At 70.2% G+C, this 24700-nt stretch carries 21 protein-coding genes; 8 read left to right on the top strand and 13 right to left on the bottom strand.

From position 1 onward, the window contains the following. Positions 1 to 13: 13 nt before the first annotated feature. Positions 14 to 2806: an ATP-binding protein gene (locus tag AC5YDA_RS07450; RefSeq protein ID WP_496189666.1), complete on the bottom strand. Its 2793-nt coding sequence runs from the start codon at positions 2804 to 2806 to the stop codon at positions 14 to 16. A gap of 175 nt (positions 2807 to 2981) precedes the next feature. On the opposite strand from AC5YDA_RS07450, the gene AC5YDA_RS07455 reads away from it, so the two are divergent. Then, complete coding sequence (locus tag AC5YDA_RS07455; RefSeq protein WP_496189665.1) at positions 2982 to 4292, top strand: PxKF domain-containing protein; 1311 nt, start codon at positions 2982 to 2984, stop codon at positions 4290 to 4292. A 131-nt stretch (positions 4293 to 4423) separates the two neighbouring features. On the opposite strand, the gene AC5YDA_RS07460 is transcribed toward AC5YDA_RS07455, so the two are convergent. The 4 genes from AC5YDA_RS07460 to AC5YDA_RS07475 all read right to left on the bottom strand — a co-directional run bounded on the left by AC5YDA_RS07460 (position 4424) and on the right by AC5YDA_RS07475 (position 9076). Continuing rightward, the gene (locus tag AC5YDA_RS07460) at positions 4424 to 5548 is read right to left on the bottom strand and encodes a mandelate racemase/muconate lactonizing enzyme family protein (RefSeq protein WP_496189664.1); all 1125 of its coding nucleotides are present in this window, start codon (positions 5546 to 5548) and stop codon (positions 4424 to 4426) included. Then, positions 5545 to 6486: a LysR family transcriptional regulator gene (locus tag AC5YDA_RS07465; protein ID WP_496192917.1), complete on the bottom strand. Its 942-nt coding sequence runs from the start codon at positions 6484 to 6486 to the stop codon at positions 5545 to 5547. The genes AC5YDA_RS07460 and AC5YDA_RS07465 overlap by 4 nt, the downstream gene beginning before the upstream one ends. Positions 6487 to 6490: 4 nt before the next feature. Beyond that, positions 6491 to 8026 carry a DASS family sodium-coupled anion symporter gene (locus AC5YDA_RS07470; protein ID WP_496189662.1) on the bottom strand — a complete coding sequence of 512 codons (1536 nt, stop codon included), beginning with the start codon at positions 8024 to 8026 and terminating at the stop codon, positions 6491 to 6493. A gap of 138 nt (positions 8027 to 8164) precedes the next feature. After that, positions 8165 to 9076, bottom strand: coding sequence for a LysR family transcriptional regulator (locus tag AC5YDA_RS07475; RefSeq protein ID WP_496189661.1), 912 nt, complete (start codon positions 9074 to 9076; stop codon positions 8165 to 8167). Between the two features lie 94 nt (positions 9077 to 9170). Between AC5YDA_RS07475 and AC5YDA_RS07480 the strand changes: the two genes are divergently transcribed. The 4 genes from AC5YDA_RS07480 (at position 9171) to AC5YDA_RS07495 (ending at position 14436) form a co-directional block, all read left to right on the top strand. Next, positions 9171 to 10169: a zinc-binding dehydrogenase gene (locus AC5YDA_RS07480; RefSeq protein ID WP_496189660.1), complete on the top strand. Its 999-nt coding sequence runs from the start codon at positions 9171 to 9173 to the stop codon at positions 10167 to 10169. A gap of 111 nt (positions 10170 to 10280) precedes the next feature. Beyond that, complete coding sequence (locus AC5YDA_RS07485; protein ID WP_496189659.1) at positions 10281 to 11885, top strand: amidohydrolase; 1605 nt, start codon at positions 10281 to 10283, stop codon at positions 11883 to 11885. A gap of 11 nt (positions 11886 to 11896) precedes the next feature. Continuing rightward, on the top strand, positions 11897 to 13219 hold the full coding sequence (locus tag AC5YDA_RS07490) for an MFS transporter (protein WP_496189658.1): 1323 nt from the start codon (positions 11897 to 11899) through the stop codon (positions 13217 to 13219). A gap of 5 nt (positions 13220 to 13224) precedes the next feature. After that, positions 13225 to 14436 (top strand): aminotransferase-like domain-containing protein, encoded by a 1212-nt coding sequence (locus tag AC5YDA_RS07495; RefSeq protein ID WP_496189657.1) that lies wholly within the window; start codon positions 13225 to 13227, stop codon positions 14434 to 14436. Positions 14437 to 14458: 22 nt separating this feature from the next. Here the strand turns inward: AC5YDA_RS07495 and AC5YDA_RS07500 are convergent, their stop codons facing one another. The 8 genes from AC5YDA_RS07500 to AC5YDA_RS07535 all read right to left on the bottom strand — a co-directional run bounded on the left by AC5YDA_RS07500 (position 14459) and on the right by AC5YDA_RS07535 (position 21648). Further along, positions 14459 to 15451, bottom strand: coding sequence for a glycoside hydrolase family 130 protein (locus tag AC5YDA_RS07500; RefSeq protein WP_496189656.1), 993 nt, complete (start codon positions 15449 to 15451; stop codon positions 14459 to 14461). Between the two features lie 41 nt (positions 15452 to 15492). Beyond that, on the bottom strand, positions 15493 to 16212 hold the full coding sequence (locus AC5YDA_RS07505) for an esterase/lipase family protein (RefSeq protein ID WP_496189655.1): 720 nt from the start codon (positions 16210 to 16212) through the stop codon (positions 15493 to 15495). Continuing rightward, entirely contained in the window at positions 16176 to 16949 is a 774-nt protein-coding gene (locus AC5YDA_RS07510; RefSeq protein ID WP_496189654.1) for an alpha/beta fold hydrolase, read from the bottom strand. The genes AC5YDA_RS07505 and AC5YDA_RS07510 overlap by 37 nt, the downstream gene beginning before the upstream one ends. A gap of 46 nt (positions 16950 to 16995) precedes the next feature. Next, complete coding sequence (locus AC5YDA_RS07515) at positions 16996 to 17322, bottom strand: 2Fe-2S iron-sulfur cluster-binding protein (RefSeq protein WP_496189653.1); 327 nt, start codon at positions 17320 to 17322, stop codon at positions 16996 to 16998. Positions 17323 to 17350: 28 nt separating this feature from the next. Continuing rightward, positions 17351 to 18592, bottom strand: coding sequence for an NAD(P)/FAD-dependent oxidoreductase (locus AC5YDA_RS07520; RefSeq protein WP_496189652.1), 1242 nt, complete (start codon positions 18590 to 18592; stop codon positions 17351 to 17353). Then, positions 18589 to 19845 carry a cytochrome P450 gene (locus tag AC5YDA_RS07525; protein ID WP_496189651.1) on the bottom strand — a complete coding sequence of 419 codons (1257 nt, stop codon included), beginning with the start codon at positions 19843 to 19845 and terminating at the stop codon, positions 18589 to 18591. Before AC5YDA_RS07525 ends, AC5YDA_RS07520 begins: the two co-directional genes overlap by 4 nt. Positions 19846 to 20045: 200 nt before the next feature. Then, the gene (locus AC5YDA_RS07530; protein WP_496189650.1) at positions 20046 to 20840 is read right to left on the bottom strand and encodes an IclR family transcriptional regulator; all 795 of its coding nucleotides are present in this window, start codon (positions 20838 to 20840) and stop codon (positions 20046 to 20048) included. A gap of 10 nt (positions 20841 to 20850) precedes the next feature. Further along, positions 20851 to 21648 (bottom strand): SDR family NAD(P)-dependent oxidoreductase, encoded by a 798-nt coding sequence (locus AC5YDA_RS07535; RefSeq protein ID WP_496189649.1) that lies wholly within the window; start codon positions 21646 to 21648, stop codon positions 20851 to 20853. Positions 21649 to 21798: 150 nt separating this feature from the next. Between AC5YDA_RS07535 and chcC2 the strand changes: the two genes are divergently transcribed. From chcC2 to AC5YDA_RS07550, 3 genes are all read left to right on the top strand, one after another. Beyond that, positions 21799 to 23505, top strand: coding sequence for a 4-oxocyclohex-2-ene-1-carboxylate 5-dehydrogenase (chcC2, locus tag AC5YDA_RS07540; RefSeq protein ID WP_496189648.1), 1707 nt, complete (start codon positions 21799 to 21801; stop codon positions 23503 to 23505). Positions 23506 to 23557: 52 nt separating this feature from the next. Then, positions 23558 to 24334: an IclR family transcriptional regulator gene (locus AC5YDA_RS07545; RefSeq protein ID WP_496189647.1), complete on the top strand. Its 777-nt coding sequence runs from the start codon at positions 23558 to 23560 to the stop codon at positions 24332 to 24334. Between the two features lie 61 nt (positions 24335 to 24395). Beyond that, positions 24396 to 24686 carry a Dabb family protein gene (locus AC5YDA_RS07550; protein WP_496189646.1) on the top strand — a complete coding sequence of 97 codons (291 nt, stop codon included), beginning with the start codon at positions 24396 to 24398 and terminating at the stop codon, positions 24684 to 24686. The last annotated feature ends 14 nt before the right edge of the window (positions 24687 to 24700 follow it).

Genomic DNA, 24700 nt, shown 5'->3' on the forward strand with positions numbered 1-24700 from the left:
GACGAGACCTGCGTCAATCGGAGCGGCCACTGGTCCCCTCCTCCTCTGCCAGAGGTTCCGCGCGCACCCTCGCGTCCGCGACCGCCTCGAGCAGCGCCGAGGCGGTGAACGGCTGCACGACCACGGCATCCACAGCCGGGCAGGCCTCCCAGCGCGGCCGGCCCGCCTCGTTGGACATCGCGATCATCCACGGTCGATCACCCGGGGCGTGCGAGGCCGGGCCGATCACCGTCTCGACGCGCCCAAGGTCCGGTACGCGCCCATCGTCGACGAGGACAAGGTCGTACTCGTCCGAAGGTGACCCCTGAGTCAGGGGCTGTGCGTCCGCCCACGTGGTGACGACGGCGTCCCAGCCGAGGCCTCGACAGAGCCGCGCGGCGACATCACGTCCGGTCGGGCTGTCGCTGACGACGAGGACGCGGTACGCCGGGTCATGGGTCTGGGGTTGGGGTCGAAGCGGCGCCAACGGCAGGGACAGTCGGAAGGAGAAGGTGCTGCCCTCGCCGGGCGAGGACGCCACCGTCAGCCTCCCGCCCATCAACTCGACCAGGGCGCGGCTGACCGACAGGCCAAGGCCGGTGCCACCGTAGCGGCGGGCCGTGGCGGCGTCGGCCTGCGCATAGCCGGCGAAGACCCGCTCGGCCTCCTCGTCGGTCATGCCGATGCCGGTGTCCCTCACGGTGAAGTCGACCGTCGCGCGTCCTTCGTCGGTCCCGGCGAGCCGCGCCGCCACGAGGACCTCACCGGTGCGGGTGAACTTGATCGCGTTCCCCGCAAGATTGACCAGCACCTGACGGAGCCGCAGCCCGTCCGCCACCACGAGGGGCGGCAGGTCCGGGTCGAGGTCGAGGAAGAGGTCGAGGGGCTTGTCACCCAGCAGTCCGGCCATGACCACGCCGACGTCGGCGAAGAGGTCCTCGAGCACCACGGGGCCCACATCGAGCTGGAGCGAGTTCGCCTCGAGCTTGGAGTAGTCGAGGACGTCGTTGAGGATCGTCAGCACCCCGTGTCCCGCGCGCTCGGCTCGTGCCACGTAGGCCCGCTGGGCGGGCGAGAGATCCGAGCCGGCGAGCAGTTCGGTGAAGCCGAGGACGGCGGAGAGGGGCGTCCGGATCTCGTGGGTCATGTTCGCGAGGAAGGCCGCCTTGGCGACGGCGGCACGCTCGGCGGTGGCCCGCGCGTCCAGCAGCTTGGCCTCGTCCTCCTTGGCGCGCGAGATGTCTTGGATGATGCCCTCGAACACAGAGGACCGCCCCTCGGTGGCGGTGATCGTGCCCTCGATACGGAGCCAGCTGGCCGGACCCCGACCCTTCGTCCGCCCCTCCCAGGAGAAGTCCTCTCCGGCTGCGGCCGCCGCGAGGAAGCGCTCGCGACAATCGGCCCGCTCCTCGGGCGCGAATGCCCTGGCGACGTGCCACGGTTCGGCGATGGCCTCGGCCACGGTGGTGCCCAGCAGCTCGGCGGCTCGCTCACTGAGGAACACCACTCGCTGCACGCCGGCGTCCAGGTGGCCGGTGGTCTTGATCACCCCCACGGGGAGCCGAGCGATCAGGCGCGCCCGGTCCGCGGCGATGCGCTGGGCCTCGTCCTCCGCGGCCACCTTCGCGTCGATGTCGCGCCAGCTCCCGGCGTGGCCGACCGGACGACCACTCCCGTCCAGGATGGGGCCCAGGGAGGTGGCGACCCAGAGGTGGCCCCCATTGGGTAGGCGCAGCCTGGCCTCGAACTGGACGCCCTCGCCGCCACTCCCGGACGCCGCCCCCTCGAGGGCGGCCACGTCATCGGGGTGGACGAACTCGCGCAGAGGGCGTCCGACGAGCGCCCTGGGGTGCCACCCGGTCAACTTCCGCGTGCTGGGCGACACCCATTCGAACAACCCGTCACTCGACGTGATGAAGGACGCATCGGCGGCGTAGTCGGTGAGGAAGTGCTGCTGCCAGGTCCGGGCACCCACCAGCATGGTGACCAGCGACAGGATGACGGTCGTCGGTGCGATGGCGAGCGCCAGCGCGTCCCGCTCGTCCATCTGGAACCCCCGGACGAGCAGGGCCCGCATGACCAGCAGGGTCGGCAGCATGGCCGTGATCAGGACGGCCGCGCGCAGGAGCGACCAGCGGTAGGGGCCGGCGATGAACCAGGCCAGCGAAGGGCTGCTGAGCCGGATGGCCACGACCGCGAACACCAGCGCGAGGAGGCACACCCCGGACTGCATCGCGATGTCCGCGGGACCGGTACGGCTGAAGGCGAACGGGACGCCGAGGACGTAGCTCGCGACCGAAACCTGCGGCGCCATGGACGCCAGCAGCAGGGCGACCGGCCAGACGCGACGCAACCAGGGCCAGCGCCGATCCGGGAGCATCGCGATGCCCGCCAGCACCACCACGGCGATGGAGAGCGTGATTCCCGGACGCCCCGGGTAGCGGCTGCGGTGGATCTCCGTCACCGCTTCGGGGAACCACACCGTGTCGAGGTCCATGGGCAGGGCCCCAGCCACCCGGGTGCCGATGAACACCATGGCGAGAACCGAGACACCCACCGCGAGGATGGCAGCCACGAAGCGGGTTTGCTCGTGGACGGCGACCCGGGGTTGGAGCATGACCAGTATCGCGACGATTCCGAGCATCAACGACGTCCAGGGCGGCATCGCGGCCCACGCGCCGTTCCAGCTGGTGAGGACGACGTCACCCGTGCCCCAGCCCACCCAGTTGAGGACGACCAGGACCAGCACGGATGCCGCCAGCAACTGCCCGGCTGCCTGCAGGCGTTTCAGCGGGCGGCTCAGCGACTCAGGCGTCCGATCGATCATGTCCCCATCCTCGCGAGTCGTGGTGGCCGAGAGAGCTTGCGGCGCACGAAGGAGTGGGTATTGAGATGGATTGGAGAATTTCAACCATATCCTCACGTTTTGTGAGACGATTCCCGCGTGCCCGTCGTGGCGGCCACGAGTGTGGTCGCCAGGGCCTCAGAGAAGGGGGATCCCTGTGAGGAGTTCACCTACCATCTTCCGGCGCGGGCTCGTGGCCGTGGCGACCGCCCTCGTCCTCATCACGGGTGCCGCGGTTGCGCACGCCAGTGACGTCGACGTCGCTGTTGTCGACGTCACGGCTCCCATCAACTCGGTCAGCTTGGCCCCCGGGGCCAGTGGTGACATCACCATCACCATGGACGTCACCGGCAAGCAAGACGGCACGGCCACGTTCACGGTGAACAGGAACTGGACCCTGACGGCTGGGACGTTCGAGGGGAGCAACCCCCAGACGTTCACTGTCGATCCTCAGCAGGGACCCGGGGCAAGGACCACCTTCAGCACGACCGGCAAGGTGATGGTGGCGAGCGGCCAGGCTGCGGGCACCTTCACCCTCTCCGTGGGTGCGTTCGACATCACGAACGACAACGACAAGGGCGCCAAGCTGGGCGTCGGCGATTCCGCCACTTACTCGGTGACGGTTGAGACTTCGGCCACTCCCTCGGACACGACTGCTCCCGCGATCTCCTACACCCTGGACCCCGCCTCCCCTGACGGCAAGAACGAATGGTACAAGAGCAACGTCACCCTGACCTGGAGCGTCACCGACCTCGAGAGCGCGATCACTTCGACCACTGGCTGCGACACCGTGACGGTCAGCGCCGATCAGTTGGCCACCGCCTACACCTGCTCCGCCACCAGCGCCGGTGGAACGTCCAGCGAGACCGTCACCATCAAGCGGGACGCCACGGATCCCACCGTCTCCCTCAAGGGTGGCCCCGCTGACGGTGGCGAGTACTACTTCGGCCAGGTCCCCGGCTCGCCCACCTGCCAAGCCAGTGACGCAACGTCCGGACTGGACGGGTCGTGCGCGGTGAACGGCTACGGAGCAACGGTCGGCCCCCACACCGTGACCGCATCCGCCCAGGATGTCGCGGGCAACACCGGTTCCGATACGGCCACCTACACGGTGAAGGCTTGGGAGTTGAGCGGCTTCTTCCAGCCCGTCGACATGGGCGACACCTGGAACATCGTCAAGAGCGGGGCCACCGTGCCCCTGAAGTTCACGGTGTCCGCCGGAGCCACTCAGTTGACCGACGTAGCGGTCGTCGACACCTTCACCGTCACGGGCATCTCCTGCTCGCCCAGCTCCCCGACTGACGACATCGAACTCACCACCACCGGTGGCACCAGCCTTCGTTACGACACCACCGGCGGCCAGTTCATCCAGAACTGGCAGACCCCGAAGAAGCCGGGCGCCTGTTACCAGGTGACCATGAAGACCGACGATGGCTCGACCGTCTCGGCCAATTTCAAGCTGAAGTAGCACACGAGGAAGAGGACCCGGGGGTACGCCCCCGGGTCCTCTTCCTCGTCGACACTCCGCAGGAGCCAGGCCGCACCCCGGGGCTCCCACCAGGCCGAGGCCGGCGCCGGCCAGGAGGCCCGGCGGACACGCTAGACGAGCACCGCCACGCGCCGGCGATCGGTGCGGTAGTGGTCGAGCTTGTCCTCATCGATCACGACGCCCGTGCCCGGCACGTTGCGGACGTACATCTTGCCGTCGACGATCTGCAGGGGTTCGGCGAGGATGTCGTCGGCCATGTCCAGCCAGTTCGAGAGCTCGCCCGCGCGGGCGGATGTACCGCGGAACGCTGACCCGAACACGATGGAGCACAGCGAGCCCACCTGGCCGTCGATCTGGTTGCCCATGACGTTCTCGATGCCCATCGCCTCGCACAGGAAGTGGATGCGCTGCGAGTAGGTGAAGCCCGTGCGTGCCGTCTTGATGGAGATCGCGGTGGCGTAGCCGCCGAGCAGCGAGCGCACGACGTCCGCCTGGTTGGGGACGGACTCGTCGGCGACGAAGGGCATCGGCGTCCGGTCGACCAGCCACTTGCGGCCCAGCACGTCGTCGGCCGGGTTCAACTCCTCGGCCAGGGTGAGGCCCAGATCCTTCATGGCGTCCAGGGCCTGCGCCGACTCCGAGGCGCTCCAACCCCGGTTGCCGTCGATGTAGAGCTCGATCTCGTCGCCGAACTCCGCCCGCAGCGCGCGACACACGTCCACGTCGAGGCTGTAGGGGCGACGACCGACCTTCACCTTGTAGGTGGTGATGCCGTAGCGGGTCTTGTGGTCGTGGACGACGTCGACCATCTTCCGGGGGTCGTCGAAGCCGACCATGTGGGCCACCCGCATGTGGTCGGTGTAGCCACCCAGCAGCTTGGTGACCGGCTGGCCGAGCACCTGCCCGATGACGTCCCAGAGCGCCATGTCGACCGCACCCTTGGCGCACGGGTTGTCCACGGTGCGGTTCATCCGGGCGATGACCTTCTCACGGTCGAGCACGTCGAGGCCCACCAGGTCGGGCGCGAAGACGTTCTCGACGGCGTCCTTGATCGAGGCCTGCGTCTCGCCGTACGTGTAGGGACGCGGCGGCGCCTCCGCGGTGCCGACCACGCCGTCCTCGCCGTGCACACGGACGAGGATGTGGTTGGCCGTGTGCTGCTCGCCCGAGGCGAAGCGGAGCGGGTGCAGGTAGGGGATGGAGAACGGGATGGCCTCGATCTTCGTGATCTTCATGACGTTTCCTTGTGTGTGGGTGGATCGGAGGGCGCGGGCGGGTCGGCGAACAACCCTGCGCGGTTGAGGGCGGCCAGGAAGGCCCGGACGAGGGGGGAGGTGTCGTCGCTGCGCCAAGCGACGGCGATGTCGACGTACTCGGGGTTCTCGACCTCGACGAAGCGCACGTCGGACACGGCCAGGCGGCGCGCCGAACTGGGGACGAGGGCCATGCCGATGCCGGCGGAGACCAGGCCGAGCATGGTCGAGGTGTCCGACACCTCCACCGCCACCCGGGGCTCGAATCCGCCGCTGGAGCACATCCTGCGCACGGACTCGCCCACCACGGAGCCGGACGCACGGGGGTAGACCACCATCGGCTCGTTGCGCAGGACGCTGATCGGGACGGGGCCATCGGTGATCGCCAGCCGGTGCCCCGCGGGGACCGCGGCGACCAGGGGATCCCGATCCAGCAGCCGCCAGGCCAGTCCCGGAGCGCGGACCGGAAGCCGGAGGATGCCGACGTCCAACTCCCGCCGGTGGAGCAGGCGCTCCTGGTCCGGCGTGAGGAGTTCGGCCTCGAGCGTCACGCTGACGTCCGGCAGTTCCCTCCGCAGCACCCGCATGATCTGCGGCAGCAGCGTGTAGGTGATCGACCCGATGACGCCGAGGACCAGCGTCCCCCTCTCCCCCCGCGTGTGGCTGCGGACCCGGGCCTCCATGGCGTCCAGGTGCCCGAGCACCTGGCGCGCCTCGGCGAGGATCTCGATCCCGACCTCCGTCGGCTCGACACTGCGCGTCGTCCGGTGGAACAGGATCGCTCCCAGATCCGATTCCAGATCCCTGATGCGCTTGGAGAGCTGGGCCTGCGACACGTACAGGGTCTGGGCCGCCCTGCCGAAGTGGCGCTCTTCGGCGACGGCGACGAAGCAGCGGAGGGAGAAGAGGTCGAGGTTCATGGGGTCACCATGCACCCAGCAGCTTCATCCACAACGACCCCAGGCCGACCCAGATGAGCAGGTTCGGGATGGACATGATCAAGTTCTTCGTCCACCACTCGCGGACCGTGAAGAACCCTTGGGCGAACAGGAGGGTGGGAGCGGCCCCGCCGTAGTGGGTCAGCGTGGAGAAGTACGACGACAGGAAGCCGAGCACCATGGCCGCCAGCAGGGGCGGGACGCCGACGGCGACGGCCGTGCCCAGGAAGGCCGCGTACATGGCGGCGACATGGCTGGTCAGCGAGGCGAAGAAGTAGTGGGAGTAGAAGTACACCAGCACCAGGACGATGAAGGCGACAACCCAGTTGAGCCCGCCCAGCCCTTGGGCGACGAGCCCGGAGAACCACGGGATGAAGCCCAACGAGTTCAGGAAGTTCGCCAGCGTGAGCACGATGGCGAACCAGATGAGCGTGTCCCAGGCGGATTTCTCACCGGTCACGTCGTCGAGGGTGAGCGCGCCGGTGAGCAGCAGCACGACGACACCGACGATCGTGGTGGTGGTCGCGGAGATGCCGAGCATGGCGTCCCCGGCGGTCCACAGCAGGATCAGCAGACCGATCACCGCGACCACGATCCCCTCGTGGCGCGAGATGGGGCCGAGCGCGCGCAGCTTCATGCCGGCATCCGCAGCAACCTCTGGGGTGTGCTTGACCTCGGGCGGGCAGATCACGTACGCGAGCAGCGGCGTCGCGATGAGTGCCACCACGCCGGGGCCCGCGGCGTACAGGAACCAGTCGACCCAGGAGATCTGCAGGCCGAAGTCCGACGCGAAGCCCACCATCAGGGGGTTCGCCGCCATGGCCGTCAGGAACAGCGCGCCGGTGGCCGAGTTGAAGTGGGCTGCGGTGAAGGTGAGGAACTTGCCGATGCGGCCGGCGGTCGGGGTCCGGGGCTCGGAACCGTACGTCGACGACACCGCACGCAGGATCGGCAGGACGATCGCGCCGCCGCGAGCCATCGCCGACGGCGTGGCGGGCGCGAGCGCGAGGTCGGTGAGGCCGAGACCGTAGGCCACACCGAGGGAGTTCTTGCCGAGCTTGGCGACGAAGAAGTAGGCGATGCGGCGCCCGAGGCCCGACTTGATGATCGCCCGCGAGACGAAGAAGGCCATCACGATCATCCACATCACCGCGTTGGAGAACCCGGACAGGCCCTGGGCCACCGTGATCGAGCCGGTGAGCACCGCCACCGAAAGCCCCAGGAGCGCCATGACCGACAGCGGGAACGGCTGCAGGATCAGGCCGAGGATCGTCAGCACGAACACGATGAACAGGTGCCACGCCTTCACTCCCGTGGGCTTCCCGTCGACCTGCCAGGCCGACAGCGACTCGGGGACGGGGACCAGGAACCACAGCACGAGCCCCACGGCGACGAGGGCCGCGACCGTGAGGACCGCCTTCGCCGACGGCGGCGTGAAGATGGGGGGGCCGGAGCGGCCGGCGGGTGCCTGCGGGGGCGGGGCCGTCTGCGTCGGCGTCGACGCGGTGGCGAGGTTGACCATGGCGATCCTTCTCGAAGGGACCGGTGTGGGCGGCCCCGGGTAGGTGGTGCCACCATCTTTCCCGCGAGAACTACGCGACGTAGTGCGTCCCGTTCATTGATCGACCATCGGAAACGATTCTTTCGCCGGCTGGGCCCGTCACGAGCCCGTTCGGTCCGGTTGACAGTTGGAGAGACGGACCAGGCTGCGCACCTCCGTGGCCTGGAAGGTCTCCACCAGCCGCAGGATCGCCGGCGTGAGGTAGTGCTTCGGATCCCAGGTGGCGTACAGGTTCACCCCCAGGCAGCCGAGCTCCTCGCTGTGCAGGGGATGCCAGCGGAAGCCGAACCCGGGCCTCTCCTCGGTGACCACGCACGCGCTACCCCGCTGGGCGGCGATGGCCTGGGCGACACTGGCCTGCTCGGTCTCCACGACCGGGGTCAGCGCGATCCCGCCGGCGGCCGCAGCATCGTCGAGGCGTCGGCGGCTCGGGCTGCGCTTCGTGAGTGCGACGAAGGGCACCGCCACCAGTTCCCGCACCCACACCGCCTCTCCATCGGCCCACCGGTCCAGACCCTCCGGGACCTGTACGGTCACGTGCAACCAGCGCACCGGGATCGACACCAGCGGCGCCGGCGCCGGGCCGAGGGTGATGGCCACGTCGACGGCGTTCTCCTCGAGTCTCCGCGTGAGGTCCGCCTGCTGCACCACCGACACCTGGGTGGACAGGAGCTCGCCAGCGGCGATCATGCGCGCGAGGACGTGCTCCATCGTCGCGGAGATGCACCCGATCCGCAGGTCGCTCGCATCCTGGACATCCGCACGGCCGAAGTCCTGCAGCCTGCGCGCCTGGGCGAGCAGGTCGGCGGCCTCCTCGGCGAACCTGGCACCGGCCGCCGTGAGTTTCGTCCCGACGGCGGTGGGGAGGAACAACGGGACCCCCACCTCCCGCTCGAGCGCCTTGAGCTGGCGCGAGATCGCGGTCTGGGCCACGTGGAGTTCCTCTGCGGCCGCGGTGGCTGAGCCGAGTCGCGCGACGGCGTCGAAGTAGCGGATGACGCGAAGCTCCACGGCGCCTCCTCGGTGCGTCGCTCGGGCGCCGTGACGCACCCGTTTGCGAGACACGTTAGCCCCCACCCCTGCCCGTCCCGCAGACTCCGGTGCCATGTGGGCTTCACACGTTCCCGAGACCGGACGCATCGACGTCATCGAATGGCCGGATCCGGCACCGACACGTCCGGGTGAGTTCGTGGTCAGGATGCTGTGGGCGTCCATCTGCGGTTCCGACCTGCACGCGGTCTACGAGGGGAGGCTGCACCCCGAGGGCCCGCTCCAGCCCGGGTACCCGGGTCACGAGGGCGTGGGGGTGGTCGTCGAGTCCCGGAGCGAGCGGTTCCGCGTGGGCGAGGTCGTCCTCACCCTCCCCCGCGGCGAGCTGGGCGGCTGCTTCGCCGAGTACCAGCTGCTCGACGACCTCCACGCGTTGCACCTGCCCGGGGGCGTCGACCCCAAGCACCTCATGATGGCCCAGCAGTACGGGACGGTGCTGTATGCGTGGAAGAACTTCTGGTCCCCCGAGCAGCCCGCCCGCAGGACCGGCACCGCGGTGGTGCACGGCGCGGGCTCCGCGGGACTGTTCTTCGTGCAGGAGGCCTTCCGTTCCGGGTTCGAGCGCGTCATCTGCTCCGACCTCAACGACGGCCGGCTGGCGGTCGCCCGACAACTGGGCGCGCGGACCGTCCAGGTGCCCGCAGGCGACCTCTCGGCTGTCGTGGACGACCTCACCGGTGGCCTGGGAGCCGATCTCGTCGTCGACGCCGTGGGCACCAACGCCATCCGCAACGCCTGCCTCCACCAGGTCGCTCGGCTGGGCGTGGTGGGCCTGTACGGCCTCAGCACCCCGCATGTGGAACCGATCGACACCCACCAGGCCTTCTCCCGGTGCGCACGGCTGCAGTTCTCGGTCTCCGCGCAGTCCGAGCCCGGACTGTTGTCCTTCCGCGAGGCCCTGCGCCGGATCGCTGCGGACGAGGTGCGCGTCGACTACTGCGTGGGCCCGACGTACGAGCTCTCCGAGGTCGCCGAGGCCATCCGGTGCGCTGCGGAGCAGGGCCGCGGGGACGTGAAGATCACCGTCAGGCTGGGGGGCGAGATTTCGCTCTGACAAGGGGCCATGCCATGGAGTGCTGAAGGGTCGACCTTTTTGGACTTGGACACGGCGCCGTGGCGCCGCCCAGACTCGACCCATTCCCCAGGCAATGGAGTGTGAGACCCGATGACGTCGTTCACGAACGCCAAGGTCTTCACGGGGACGGGTCCGCAGGAGTTCGCGGAAGCGTTCACCGTGCAGGACGGGCGCTTCACCTGGGTCGGCGCCGCCGCCGACCTGCGTGAGAGCGACTCCGTGGACCTCCGCGGCGCCACCGTCCTGCCGGGCCTGCTCGACGTGCACCAGCACCCCTCGATGCTGGCCGAACTCGTCGACAGCGTCGTCCTGCTGCAGCCCCGCGTCGGCTCCGTCGCCGAGATGCTGGAAGTGCTCGGCACCCACCCCAACCTTGGGAAGGGTCCGGACGCCTGGGTCGAGGGGTTCGGCCACAACGAGTCGGGCTACCCCGAGGGCACGCCCACCCGCCACGACCTCGACAAGGTCTCGACCACCCAGCCCGTGTACTGCCTCCGCGCCGACGTGCACACCGCCGTCTGCAACTCGTTCCTGCTCGATCTGGCCGGCATCACCGCCGACACCCCCGACCCCGACGGCGCGCGGTTCGGCCGCTTCCCCGACGGCACCCCCAACGGCGTCCTCGAGGAGTTCGCCGCCATCGAGGCGGTCACGCGGCTCAAGCCGGTGCCGGACGCCGACGAGTGGGTCCGCCGCATCGTCGCCCTGGGCGAACACTACGGACGCCTCGGGCTCACGACGCTCGACGACCTGCTCGCCTCCCACACGCCCGACTCGCTGCAGACGTTCCGCCGGGCCGCAGAGGCCGGCTTCGCCCAGCGCGTCGGCCTGTTCTGGAAGTGGGACCCCACCCACGGGCTCCCCGACCTGACCGACGATGACCGCACCGGCGACGTCCGCGTAGCGGGGGTGAAGGTCATCACCGATGGCGCCTACTCCAACCGGACGGCCTGGACCGTCGACCCCTACCCCGGCACCTGCGACCACGGCTACCCGACCGTCAGCGTGGCGGACATGGCGGACGCCGTCGCGTGGGCGCGCCGCAACGGTGTGCAGGCGGCGATCCACGCCATGGGGGACGCCGCCATCTCCCTGGTCATCGACACCTTCGCCGACGACGAGCCGTGGCTCACCGACCGGCCCTCCATCCGCATCGAGCACTGCACCTTGGTCTCCCCCGCGATGCTCGACCGGGTCGAGGCCGCCCGGATGCGCTTCGGCCTCGTCAGCCACACGATCTTCCTCTTCGCCGAGTACGGCAGCTACGAGACGAACCTGTCCCCGGCCCAGTTCGAGATCGCCTACCCGATCCGCAGCTTCTACGAACGCGCACCCTTCACCGCCCTCGCCTCGGACGCCCCGGCCACCGCGTGGGTGGACGCCGACAACCCCTTCCCCTCCGTGCAGGCCGCCGTCCTCAGGCGCGCTCACAACGGGGCCGACATCGGCCAGAAGGAGGCCGTCACCGTCGGCCAGGCGCTGGAGCTGTACACCGGCCGCGCCGCGGCCTGCACGACGGCGTCCAACGTCGGGACGATCGAGGAGGGGAGGGACGCCGACTTCGTCGTCCTCGACCGCGACATCTTCACCGTCGACCCGCACCTCATCGACGAGGTGCGCGTCACGGAGACCTGGCTCCGGGGGCGCCGCGTGTGGCCCACGGCCCCGGTCACCGATCCATCCAACCACCGCTAGGAGTTCCTGCCGTGAGCAACACGACCCAACAGACCCGTAGGCCGTCCGAGACCGACGTCCGCCGCGTGGTGGCCAGTTCGTTCCTGGGCACCTCGCTGGAGTGGTACGACTTCTTCCTGTTCGGCACGACCGCCGCGATCGTCTTCGCACCATTGTTCTTCCCGTCCACGAACCAGACCGCGGCCACCCTCAGCGCGTTCGTCTCGTTCGGCATCGGGTTCCTCGCCCGCCCGCTGGGTGCGATCTTCTTCGGCCACTTCGGCGACCGGCTCGGTCGCAAGGGGACCTTGGTCGCCACCCTGCTGCTCATGGGCATCGCCACGACGCTCATGGGCCTGCTGCCCGACTTCTCCACGGCCGGCGTCACGGCACCCCTCATGCTCACCCTGCTGCGCATCGCGCAGGGCCTCGCCGCTGGAGGGGAGTGGGGCGGTGCCACGCTCATGGCGCTGGAGTTCGCCCCCGAGGAGAAGAAGGGACTGTACGCGTCGATCGTGCAGATGGGCTCGCCCGTCGGCAACATCCTGTCCACCGGCGCGGTCACGCTCATGATCACCTTCGCCGGCCCGAACTTCCTCACGTGGGGCTGGCGCATCCCGTACCTCCTGTCCGTCGTGCTCATCGGCGTGGCGCTGTGGATGCGGGTCGGCCTCAAGGAGAGCCCCGAGTTCGAGAAGGTGCTGGAACAGCACGAGGTGCAGAAGGTCCCCTTCGCCGAGTTGGTCGCGAAGGCCTGGGCACGGGTGCTCGTCGCCACCATGATGTACCTCTTCGGCGTTGCGGGCTTCTTCATGATGACCACCTTCGGCATCAGCTACGTCCGCAACGTCGTCAAGGCCAACCCGCAGCTCGCCCTCAACGGCATCCTGGCCGGCGCCGTGATCGAGATCATCGCGCTGTGGGCCATCGGCACCATCGCCAAGCGGGTCGGTGCCCCCAACGCCTTCCTGCTCGGGTCGGTCGTCTCGGCGGTCGTGGTGGTCGCGTTCTTCCCCATGCTGCACACCGGCGACCCGGTCATCATCACCCTGGCCTACATGCTCGGCCTCGGCGTCGCCGGCCTGCCCTACGGCCCCGTCGGTGCGGTGATGAACCGGCTGTTCCCGACGCGCTACAACTACTCCGCGCTCGCGGTGTCGGCGAACCTGGCCGGTGTCATCGCGGGCTTCATGCCCTTCTTCGCCACCGCCGTCATGGGCGACGTCGGCTCGCCGGTGCTGCCGTCGATCGTGACGGTCGCCCTGGCGCTCATCTCGCTCGCCGGCGCGATCCTGGCCAAGGTGATGCTCAAGTCGGACGAGGACGGCCGCTCGATCGGCATCTCGGGATGGTGACAGCGGTGGGGGCACTGCCCCCGCTGGCCGCGCGGGTCTCCTCCTACCGGCCCTCGAAGGTCCGCGAGATCTTCGCCCGGGCGAGTGCCCCGGGCGTGATCTCGCTGGCCGGCGGGTCACCGCACGTGCAGTCGCTGCCGATGGCCGAGTTGGCGGAGCAGGCCCGGGACATCGTCGCCGAGCAGGGTGCCGTCGCGTTCCAGTACTCCTTCGGCTGCGGCCTGCCCGCGCTGCAGCGGCAGATCGCGGACCTGGTGGCGCTCGAGGGCATCGAGGTCGACCCCGACCACGTGCTGGTGACCGCCGGCAGCCAGCTGGGGCTGGAGGCGCTGTGCAAGGTCGTCCTCGACCCCGGTGACGTCGTCATCGCCGAGGGGCCCGCCTACGCGGGTGGCCTGTCGGCGCTGTGCAGCTACGGCGCCGAGGTGAGGCACGTCAGGACGGACGCCGAGGGCACCGACCCCGACCATCTGGCCGAGCTCATCGACGCCGCCGCGACCCGGGGCAAGCGGGTCAAGATGTACTACTGCATGCCGACGTTCCAGAACCCCAGGAACACGGTCATGTCGCCGGAACGGCGTGAGCGCGTCGCCCGGATCTGCGAGGAGCGTGGCGTCCTGCTGCTGGAGGACAATGCCTATGGCCTCTTGGGCTTCGACGGGGCGACCCACCGCGCGATCAAGGCGACCCACCCCGACCAGGTGGCCTACCTGGGGTCGTTCTCGAAGATCTTCAGCCCGGGCCTGCGACTCGGGTACGTGATCCCGCCCGAGCCCTACGTGCAGGCGCTGAAGGACACGATCGAGACGTTCATCCTCAACCCGCCCACGTTCGGCCAACTGCAGGTGCTCTCCTACCTGACCCGGTCGGACTGGCGGGAACACCTGGTGGCGGCCCGGGCGATGTACTCGCGACGGCTCGACGCGCTCCTGGGTGCCTTGGAGGCGACCATGCCACCGGAGGTCACCTGGCGGCGGCCCTCGGGCAGCTTCTACCTGTGGGTGACCCTCCCCGATGAACTCGACTCCGAGGAGCTCATGGCGGAGGCTCTGGCCCGTGGCGTGGCGTTCGTGCCCGGTACCGCGTTCTACACCGATGGCCAAGGACACCACGAGGCGCGCCTGTCCTACTGCCTGCCCACCGAGGAGGAACTCGGTCGCGCCGGCAGGATCCTGGGCGAGCTCTTCAGTGAACGGCTGCGGGAGGCCCGGGCCTGACCCGTCCCGCCCGGCCTGCACGTCAGCCCCCGCGGGCGTCGGTGCACAGCGCCTCGAGGTCGTCGACGCCCGCGGTGGCCAGGCACACGAACGTGTCGGACGCCCCGTACCAGACCTGCGCCACCCCGTCTGTGATGACCAGGCCGGTCGGGAACACCACGTTCGTGCGGAAACCCAGGTCCGTCTCCCACGTGGTTTCAGGGGCGACCAGCGGGGACCGGGAGAGCCCCAGCACCCGCGTGGGCTCCTCGGGGTCGAGGAGCACGACCGCGGCACAGTACCGCTTGGTCCAGCGCTCCTCGAGGCCGTGGCGTCCCCGGGTCCCGTCGCGATCGACGGCGTGCACCACGGCCAGCCAGCCCCGCGGCGTCCGGACCGGCGGGGCGCCGGGGCCGACCTTGTCGTTGGCGAAGGGCAGGTCCTCGACCGCGAGCACGAGGGCGGCATCCCCCCAGCAGCGCAGGTCCGGCGAGGCGGACGCCCAGACGTCGAACCGGTCGCGGCCGCGGGAGTACACCGGCATCGGGCGCTCCAGCCGCCGGTACCGCCCGCCCACGCGTTCGGGGAACAGGACGACGTTGCGGTTGTCGGGGGTCGACAGCGCCAGCACGTCGGGCCGCCAGTCCGCGTCGAGCGCGGCGACACCCGCGCGGGTGCCATGGTGGGTGTCGAGGGCGAACGTGAGGTGTGGGGTCCCGTCCACCACCGTGAGGCGCGGGTCGTAGAGGCGGGTGGCGTCCGGGATGCCGAGTGCGGTGTGGTCGAGTCGGACGCCGGCGTCCACCCGCCAGCGGACGCCGTCGGTGCTGCGCGCCAGCCCGAGCGTGCAGGAGCGGAACCGGACGCCGTCCCAGCCGTGCTCGGTGCGGAACACCATCGCGAGGTCGTCGCCGACGCGGGCCACCCCCGCATTGAACACGGCGTCGCTCGGGTAGGGCAGGTCGCCGGGCGCGAGCACCGGTCGCCCCCCGGCGTGGCGGCGGACCACCGACGCCGAGCGCAGGGGTGGTGACATCGCCGGCACATGACCATTGTGCGCCGGCCCCCCGCGGGGACCTACGCGGGAGGGGCGTCCGGGGTCGGGTCGAGGGACCGCACCGCCTCGAGGATCGCGCGGTGCACGACCGGGTCGCCCAGTGGGAGGAAGTGGCCGCGGGTCTGGAGCTGGACGTTCCGGGCACCCTCCAGGTGGCTCCCGCCGGGGATGTGCGGGTCGAACGTGCCGTAGATCGACACGATCGAGCGGTTGACGTGCGCCGCCGCGGTGAGCTCGACGAGCTCGGGCGAGTGCGGCAGGAACACCCGCAGCGCCGGCAGGGGCAGCAGCCGGGCGAGCGCGGATCCGGTGAACGGCGTGTTGACGGCCACCAGCCCGCGGATCACCGTGGTGCGGTTGTGGTGCGCCAGCAGGTACTTGCCGATGAGCCCGCCCTTGCTGTGGGCCACCAGGATGCAGCGGTCGACGCCCTCGGCGCCCAGGTGCGCGTCCACACGCCGGGCCATCTCCTCGATGGTGCCGCTGTTGTACCGGAGCGTCCCGACGGCGTGGACGTCGTAGCCGGCGTCCCACAGCAGGTCGGCGACCGGTCGCAGGAAGGTCCAGCGCTCGTAGATGCCGGGGAGGAGCACGATCGAGGGACGCCCCGCCGCCGCCCGCCGGTAGGCCTCCGGGCGCGCGAGCAGCAGGCGGGCGTCCGCCAGCCACCGGACGGCGTACGCGTAGTCGCGCGCCCAGGCCGTCAGGTCGCGGCGACGCGGGACAGGAAGGGGGCACATGCTCGGGCCAGTTCCTCGGGGTGGGTGTGCTGGACGTTGTGGGCGGCGCCGTCGACCTCGGCGAGGGCGGCGTCCGGGGCCAGAGCCGCGAGGTGGCTGACCCACCGCGCCGGCGCGATCGGGTCACGGCCGCCGCGGATGACGAGCCCGGGCATGTGGCACGCGCCGATGCCCTCCTCGATGCGGTCGGCGAGCATGTGGGCGGTGGTGGCCAGGTAGCGCAGGGGGCCCATCCGTACGTAGTCCTGCAGCACCACCAGATTGTTCGCGGGCGTCTCACGGGCCATGTCGAGGGCGAGCCGGGCGGCGATCCGGAGCGGGTTGCGGGCGTCCGGGTCGACCGTCGGGCCGATGAGCACGTAGCCGGCGGTTCCCCCGGGGTCGGCGGCGAGGGCGTCCACGACGACCTGGCAGCCCATCGACTGGCCCACGAGGACGCGGTCGGTGACCCCGAGGCGGGCCAGCGCCTCCAGAGCGGCCGCGGCCAGCGCGGGGATGTCGAGGGGGCGCGGCGGGGTCGGCGTCAGTCCGTAACCGGGCAGGTCGAGCATGACCACGGGCCGCTGGCGGGCGAGCACGCGGGCGAACGGCAGGAAGTAGTCCCCCGACACCCCGATCCCGTGCACGAGCACGAGCGGCCGCCCCTCGTCCGGCCCGGCGCGGCGGACGTCCACGGCATGGGCGTCATCCAGCGTCAGGCGTTGTCGTTGCCACGTCGGCTCATGTTCTTGGACCATGGGGCCGAGAGTAGCCGCCGCGGCGTGTGCGGCATGAGGCTCACGTTCAGCCCTCCTCGGGAGCCAGCTCGACTGCGAGAGCCTGGTAGGAGGGGTTGAACCTCACCTGGCACGACAGGCGGGATTGCGCGGGGCGGTAGCCCTCCGCCTCCTCGACCAGCTCCTGCTCGTCGTCGCTGCGGTCGCCGAGCTCGGCGACCAGAGACTCGGGGAGGAACACGTGGCAGGTGGCGCAGGAGGCGGTGCCGCCGCACGAGGCCAGCACCGGCAGTTCGCCGTTGTCCCGCAGCGCCTCCATGAGGCTCTGGTCGGAATCCCACTGGACCTCGTGCAGGGTTCCCTCGCGGTCGGTGGCGTTGATCGTGATGCTCATGATGGTTGGTTCCTTCGTGTCGGGTGGATCAGGCGGCCGAGTTGGCCGGGGTGAGGACGGCCTCGGCGAGTGCCACAGCCGGGTCGGCGGCGAGCACCGGGTCGATGGGGGCGCGCTCGGCGACGAGTTTCTTGGCGGCACGGAAATCCTTCAGCCCGCCGATGGTGTCGACGGCGGCGAGGCGTCCGTCGCGCAGGTAGCAGACGCTGAACGCGCCCGTGCCGGGTTCGCCCCGCACGACCACTTCGTCGTCGGGCTGGCGGACGCCTGCCGTCTGCAGGCGGACGCCGTGCTGGATCGTCCAGAACCACGGCACCTCACGGGCGGCCGGCTCGGTGCCGGTGATGCGGGCGGCGACGCGGTCGGCCTGCTCCAGCGCGTTCGAGATGCACTCCAGTCGCTGGCTCGCGCCGTCGAACAGGGCGGGGAAGCGGGTCACGTCACCGGCGGCGTAGACGTGCGGGGCCGAGGTCCGGCCGTCGCCATCGACGATGATGCCGTCGTCGCACGTGATGCCCGCCTCTTGGGCGAGGGCCTGGTTGGGTCGGACGCCCACGCCCTCGACCACGAGGTCGGCGTCGTACACGACACCGTTGGCGGTGTGCACCTGCTCGACGCGGCGCGCACCCGTCACTCCGGTGACGGCGGTGCCGAACGCGAACCGGACGCCGTGCGCCTCGTGCAGCTGCTGGTAGAACAGCGACACAGGCTCGCTCGTGACCCGGCTCATCACGCGTCCGGCGAACTCGAGCACGGTGACCTCGCACCCCGCTGCGGCCGCGGCCGCGGCGACCTCGAGACCGATGTAGCCGGCGCCGATGACCACGACGCGGGTGCCGGGCACCAGGTGGGCCTTGATGGCCAGGGCGTCCGCCACGGTCTTGAGGGAGTGGTGCCCGGGCAGGCGGCCCCCGGGGGCCGGAAGGTCACGGGTGGCCGAGCCGGTCGCGATGACCAGGTCGTCCCACGCGAGGGTGGTGCCGTCGTCGAGGCGGGCGACCTGCTCGGCGGCGTCCACGGCGACGACCGAGCGGCCCGACAGGCGCTCGATGCCCTTGGCCTCGAGGAACGCCGGCTTGCGCAGGAGCGTCGGCTCGTCGGAGCCGCCGACCTTCAGCATGTCCTTGGAGAGGTGCGGGCGCTCGTAGGGATCGCGGCCCTCGGCGTCGGCGAGGACGATGCGGCCGGTGTGGCCCTTGGCCCGCAGGGCCACGGCAGTGGCGACGCCGGCGTGGCCGGCACCCACGATGAGGACGGTCCCGGTGGTCACGGGAGCACCTCCATCGTGACGAACAGGGTCTCGGGTCCGGAGTTGGTGAGGTTGTTGCCGCGCACCCACGTGATGGGGCGCTCGGGGTCGAGGACGATCGAGGCCAGCTTCTTCACGGCCACCTCGACGCCGGCAATGGTCTCCATGCGGGCGAGGGGTGCGCCGGCGCACATGTGGACGCCCGCGCCGAAGCCGGTGTGGCCGTCGGGGTCACGGTCCATGTCGAAGGTGTCGGCGTCCGGCCACTGCGCGAAGTCACGGCCGGCGGCGGCGGTCATGAGGCGGACGACGGACCCGGCCGGCAGCAGCACGCCGGAGAGCTCCACCTCCTGGGTCGTGATGCGCGAGGCCCGCTGCACGGTCCCGCGGTAGCGGACGGTCTCCTCCACGAAGCGGGCGACCTGGTCGGGGTTGGCGCGCAGGCGCTCGACCAGCTCGGGGTGCTCGGCCAGCATCATGAAGGCGTTGGCGATGAGGATCGTGGTCGTGTCGTGGCCGGCCACGAAGACGAAGGCGCACAGCTCGCCGGCCTCGGAGTCGGTGAGGTCCCCGGCCTTCCAGCGCTTGGCGATCTCGCCACCGATGGAGTCGTTGCCCTCGGCGTACAGCACCTCCATGCGGTCGCGCAGGTACTGGAAGAACTTCATGCTGCTCTCCTCGTCCGTACCCGTGCCGGGCGCCTTGCGGGCCAGGCGTCCGAAGTAGGAGAAGGCCTCGTCCGACCAGAACTTCATCAGGTCCTGATCCTCGGCCGGCACGTCGAGCAGCGCGCTGATGGTCGCCATGCTGAGCGGGATGGCGAACTCGTCGACCATGTCGCCGCCGCCCTTGGCGATCAACGCGTCGAGCAGCAGTTCGGCGCGCTGGTAGATGCCCTCCTGGAACCGGGCGATCGCCTTGGGGGTGAAGGACGGCGCGATGACCGTGCGGATCTTGGTGTGGTACGGGGCGTCCAGCAGCGTGACGAACGTCAGCGGGGGCGGCGTGACGACCTGGGAGGAGAACACCTTCGGGGTGCGCAGGGCCTTCCGGACGTCGGCGTAGCGGCTGATCATGTAGACGTCGCCGGTGGGGGTGTGGCACCGCAGGACCGGGTGGTGGTCCACCATGAACCGGTAGTGGGCGTAGGGGTCGCCCTGGCTGCCGTCGTCGACGACCTTGAAGGGCTCCAGCCCGTTCGGCCAGGCGAGCTCGTGGCTGTAGGGGAGGGTCTCGGCGGGAATCGGCTTCACGTCGACGGTGTCGAGGCTCATGGTGGTGCCTTTCGAAAAGGGTGCGTGGGATCGATGCGGGTGTCGTGAGGGTGCTGCGGGTCAGGCACTCCAGGCTTCTCTGCCAGGCCCGTCCCCGGAGCGGAGACCTTGCCCCGCTGCATGTCCAGAGTCACCTGCGGACCCCGGCCCGCGCAGCCGCGCTTCCGCTCTTCGGAAGAACTGCTCTCGAAAATCCCTGATCAGGTGAGCGGACGCCGGGCCTCGGGGTGGTGCGCCAGCTCGCGGCTGATACCGCTGGCGGCCGTACGCAGGGCCGGGATCACCGTCTGGGCCTGCGTGTGCGCGTGGGCGTGGGTGCCCTCCAGCGGCACGATCGCGTTGAGGGCTGCCGCGATGCTGCGGTCACCCCAGAACACCGGGACGGCCACCCCCAGCCATCCGGTGCGGCCGACCGAGGGGGGAGCGACGTAGCCCGCCCGGCGGATCTCCGCCAGCATCCGCCGCAACACCATCGGGTCGGTCTCGGTGTACGGCGTCTCCTTCTCCAGCGGGCCGGAGAGGATCTCCTCCTGGAGCGCGGGGTCGGAGAAGGCGAGCAGCACCAGGCCCGAGGAGGAGGCATGGATGGGCATCCGCTCGGCGATGCGGGCGGCCTCGAGCTTGGACCTGGGCGATGAGAGGCGCTCGATGTAGAGCACCGAGTCGCGGTCGAGGATCGCCAACGTCGTGTGCTGGCCGACCGCCTCGAGCACGTCCCGCATGAAGGGCGTGGCGATCTCTCCCAGCGTGCTGACGTGCGAACCGCGCGAGGCGAGTTCCCACAGCTGGACGCCGAGGCGCAGGTTGCCCTGGGAATCGCGCTCGATCAGGCCGTGGCGTTCGAGCTCGGCGACCAGCCGGTGCGTCGTCGTCAACGGCAGCCCCGTCCGCCGCGCCAGGGCGGTGAGGGACAGCCGCGAACGCCCGTGGTCGAACGCCGCCAGGATGCGCCCGACACGGGAGATGACGGAATCGCGGCTCTTGGGCGTCTCCACGGGTCGCGTGTCAGTCGCTGAAGCCCGGGCGCGGGACGAACGACATCAACGACGTGCCGAACCCACCGTCGACGACGAGTTCCTGGCCGGTGACGTAGGACGCGCGGTCCGAGAGCAGGAACAGGGTGACGTCGGCCATGTCGCCGGCGTTGGCGATCCGGCGGAGCGGGACGGCGTTCTCGCGTGCCTCGAGGACGCCCGGCGCCTGGTAGAACGGCTCGCTCATCGGCGTCCGCACCAGCCCGGGGCTGACCACGTTGGAGCGGATGCCGTCCGGACCCCACTCGAAGGCCAGCTGGCGGCTCAGCATGGTGAGGCCCGCCTTCGAGGGGCTGTAGGCGCCGCTGAACGGCTGCGGGTTGGACCCCGCGATCGACGAGACGTGCACCACGGACGCCCCGGGCCCCATCAGGCGGGCCGCCGCCTGGGTGGTGAGGAAGCACCCCGTCAGGTCGACGCGGAGGGTCAGGTCCCAGTCCTTGACCGAGAGGTCGGACAGACCGCCGGCCCGCAGCAGCCCCGCGGCATTGACCAGGCCGTGCAGCTGCCCGTACCGCTCCCCCAGTGCGGCGAACGCCGCCGTCACGGAGTCCTCGTCGGTCACGTCCAGCCGGTGGGACGAGGCGTCCACCCCGAACTCGTCGCGAGCCCGCGCCGCCACGGCCGCCGCGCCCTCCTCGTTGAGGTCCAGCGCGACGGGCGTCGCCCCGGCGGCGGCCAGGTCGAGGACCACCTGGGCACCGATGCCGCTCCCGCCGCCCGTCACTGCGACCACCTTGTCGGCCAAGCCGAGCCATTCACTGTTCATGACACCCATGACAACCCAAGGCCCACCCAATGGGAAGCAGGAACCCCGTTCAATGGGTATTCTCCGATGAACGGGGATAGAGCTTCCCGTTGGGCAGGGACTCAGCCGACTCTGGTGGCGAAAGCTCTTCCCGACGAAGGAGTCGCACTCATGTCACAGACCATCCACACCGACGTCCTGGTGATCGGCTCGGGCGCCGCCGGCATCGGCACGGCGCTCAAGGCCGCCCAGGAGGGCCACTCGGTCCTGGTCATCGAGAAGGACCGCTACCTCGGCGGCACCTCCGCCATCTGCGGCGGCTGGGGCTGGGTCCCGGGCAACAAGGGCGGCGTGGACGACACGCGCGCCGAGGCCAAGCAGTACATCAAGGCGCTCGCGCTGGACGGCTACAACGAGGAGATGGTGGACGTCTTCCTCGACGCCGTCCCCGAGGCCATGCAGTTCTTCGAGGACGAAGGCGTCCAGATGGTGTACGGCGCCATGTCCCCCGACTACCAGATGGACGCCCCGGGTGCGAAGGAGAAGGGCCGCGCCGTCACCTTCAAGCGCGCCGACGCCCGGATCCTCGGGGAGGACCGCCTCCGCATCCAGCCCTACCTGATGCCCTACACCGTCTACGGCTACATGCCCGAGATCGGCCCCGACATCGCCAAGATGCTCAAGGCCAACCAGAGCGTGGGCAACTTCCTCTACGCCACCAAGAACGTCCTCACCACGTGGGCCCAGACCGCCCTCTACAAGCGCGCCTACACCCGCACCAACGGCAATGCGCTCATGACGTGGATGTTCGCTGCGGCCCGCAAGGCCGGCATCCGCATGTGGACCGACACCGAAGCCACCGAGCTCATCACCGACGCCGACGGCGTGGTCACCGGCGCCCGCATCTCCGGCGAGCACACCGGCGTGGTGGAGGCCCGCCTCGGCGTCGTGCTGGCCTCCGGCGGTTTCTCGAACAACCCGGAGCTGCGCAAGCAGTTCTTCGCCCACGACCCGAACGGCGACGACCACTTCACCCCCACCATCGGCCACGACGGCGACGCCTACACGATGGCCCGCAAACTCGGCGGGTTCATCGACGACTCGGTCCACCAGCCCGCTTCCTGGGGTCCCGTCACCACCTTCACCACCCTGGTGAAGAAGAAGCCGGCGATCTTCCCGCACCTGCGCGCCTTCGGCCTGCCCGGCCTCATCGCGGTCGACCGCGACGGCGTCCGGTTCGCCAACGAATCGCTGTCCTACCACGACTACGGCGTCGAGATGATCAACAACGACGCCCACCGCGACAAGACGTTCGGCTGGATCGTCGCCGACGCCAAGGCCATGCGCAAGTACGGCATCGGCTACGCCAAGCCCTGGCCCTTCCCCAAGCAGATCTTCACCGCCGAGAAGTTCCTCATCGAGGCGCCGACGCTCGAGGAGCTCGCCGCCAAGATCGACGTCCCCGCCGCGAACCTGCGCCGCACCGTCGACGAGTTCAACGTGCACGCCGCCCAGGGCGAGGATCCCAAGTTCAAGCGCGGCTCGCTGAAGTACCACAACTTCAAGGGCGACATGGACCACAAGCCCAACCCCAACCTCGAGCCGCTCGACCAGGGCCCCTACTTCGCCGTGAAGATCCAGATGGGTGACCTCGGCACCTACGCGGGCCTGAAGGTCAACGAACGCAGCGAGGTCGTCAAGCCCGACGGCAGCGCGATCCCCGGTCTCTACGCCGTGGGCACCGCCGCGGTGAGCGTCTTCGGCGGTGGCTACCCCGGCTACGGGGCCAACATCGGTCCGGCGATGGTGTTCGGCTACCTCACCGGACGCGACATCGCCGCCCACGCGGCCGAGCGGTCCGGCGTCCCGGTCGCCTGACCAGCAGACCAGCAACCGCACCGACCAGCAGGGCACAGGAGGAGGGGAGACGATGGCGAACTCGCCCAGCGGTGACTCGATCGTGGAGCGCGTCGCGCGCATCCTCGAGGCGTACGACGGGTCCACGCTCGCCATGAGCGTGGCCGAGCTCGGCCGCCGCGCCGACCTCCCCTCCTCCACCGCCCACCGCCTGGTCGACGAGCTCGTGGCCACGGGCCTGCTCGACCGGCGGGGGCGGGAGGTCCAACTGGGGCTGCGCCTGTGGGAGCTCACCGAGCGCAGCTCACGCCTGTTCGTGCTCCGTGAGGCCGCCCGGCCCCACCTGGAGGCGTTGCGCGACTCGATCCAGCAGCACGTCTACCTCGGGGTGCTGAACCGGCACGAGGTGCTCTACGTCGACCGCCTCACGACCGAGAAGTCGACGGTCAACATCACCCAGATCGCGGCCCGGCTGCCGGCGCACGCCTCGTCGGCGGGCTACGTGCTGATGGCGCACGCACCCCACGACGTGCAGGAGGGGTTCCTCAACTCCCGCCTCACCCGGTACACGTCGAAGACCATCACCAACCCGCACGAACTGCGGCGCCTGTTGTCCCAGGTCCGGCAGCAGGGCTACGCGGTGGCCGCCCGCGCCATCGTCGAGCCCTCCAGCGGCGTGGCGGTGCCGATCACGAACAGCGCGGGCGAGGTCATCGCCGCCCTGGGCCTGGTCGTCCCGGTCGGGGAGGAGTCCGTCCGCACGACGGTCCCCGCCCTCAAGGCGACGTCGGCCGAGATCACCGGGTCGATCCAGGCGATCGCCCCCACCCTCACCGCACGCACCTTCTGACCCGGACACACCCCTGGCCGGCACCCGCCGGCCCCCACCACCCTCCAACGAAGGAGAACCCATGATCCGCCACGTCGTCCTGTTCAAGTGGGCGCCCACCTTCACCCCCGACATCAAGCAGCAGTGGATCGAAGGCCTCGACCAACTCGAGGGCAACATCCCCGGCCTCCTCAAGCTCACCCACGGCGAGGACGTCCTCGGGTCGGCCCGCTCCTGGGACCACGCGATCATCGCCGACTTCGAGTCCCTCGACGCCGTCGCCGTCTACGACACCCACCCGCTCCACGAGGCCATCAAGCCCTACTCCCTGCCCAACGTCGACGTCATCGCCGCCGTCGACTTCGAACTCTGATCCCAAGGACTCAC

Source organism: Propioniciclava sp. LT294, from assembly GCF_059516005.1.